Raw genomic sequence first — 912 nt, forward strand, 5'->3', positions numbered from 1 at the left:
TGTTGCGTGTAAATTAGCGATTATTTTTCGGTTGAGCACAAGCCGAATTTTTAAATTTTACTATTTATCTTTTTTTATTGGAAATCGTCAAATTTAAAAATTTTGCGACTTTCCAAATACGCCTTAACTTCGATTAAGCAACTGATTAGCAATGAGCTATACACGTTGTTAGCTCTCGTTTTTTTCTTTCATTTTTAGGAAATTCAACGGTGTCATTACAGCAATTGAAGAATTTCGATAATCTTTTATATTTCTAGTAATTATTGTGTCCAACTTTTTAATTGTCAAGGCGGATGAATATTGTACAGAATCTTCGTAGTCCGAGAAATCATTTTTCAGTGCTTGGATGATTTCTTTTTTTGTTGTTCCGACAATTTCAGTCATTTCAGTTAATAATTCAACAACTTCGATTGTCTTTTTATGTCCCAAGAACCTCCTCACGATATAATAAATGTTATTGATGCTCACGGCAGACAAATAAATCTTTACAATTCCTTGTTCATTTAATTCAAACAGTTCACTAGCTGGGTTTGCGTGTGGTTCTCTGTCTGTGAAGAAGTCTATTACCACGTCCGAGTCTACAAAAAGTTTATACTCCATATTTTCTCGAAAGCTCCTCGGTTAAAATTTGTTTGTAGTCAATATTATCGTCAGACTTAATAATTCCTCTTAGTTTTCTAACTTTGGGTGAGAGTTGTTTTTCTTTGACTTTAATTCTTTTGACGGTAACAAACTTGAAATAATTTTCCACCATTTCAGAGAGGCTTTGCCCTTTTTCCTTTGCATATTTTTTAGCAATCTCAATGACCTCTTTTTCTATAGTCAAAGTTAATTTCGTGTTCATAATATTTCTTTTCTACAAATATACGTGTTTAATTTTAATTATGCAACACGTGTTTTGTCAAATGAGAG

Annotated in this window: 2 protein-coding genes; both read right to left on the reverse strand. The window is 31.8% G+C overall.

Annotated features, from left to right (window positions below):
- Positions 1 to 168: 168 nt before the first annotated feature.
- Positions 169 to 600 (reverse strand): type II toxin-antitoxin system VapC family toxin, encoded by a 432-nt coding sequence (locus ACY2RU_RS17630; protein ID WP_490139800.1) that lies wholly within the window; start codon positions 598 to 600, stop codon positions 169 to 171.
- The gene (locus tag ACY2RU_RS17635) at positions 590 to 844 is read right to left on the reverse strand and encodes a DUF6364 family protein (protein WP_490139801.1); all 255 of its coding nucleotides are present in this window, start codon (positions 842 to 844) and stop codon (positions 590 to 592) included. Before ACY2RU_RS17635 ends, ACY2RU_RS17630 begins: the two co-directional genes overlap by 11 nt.
- Positions 845 to 912 lie beyond the last annotated feature (68 nt).

The sequence above is a fragment of the Ulvibacter sp. 2305UL32-6 genome (assembly GCF_058148545.1).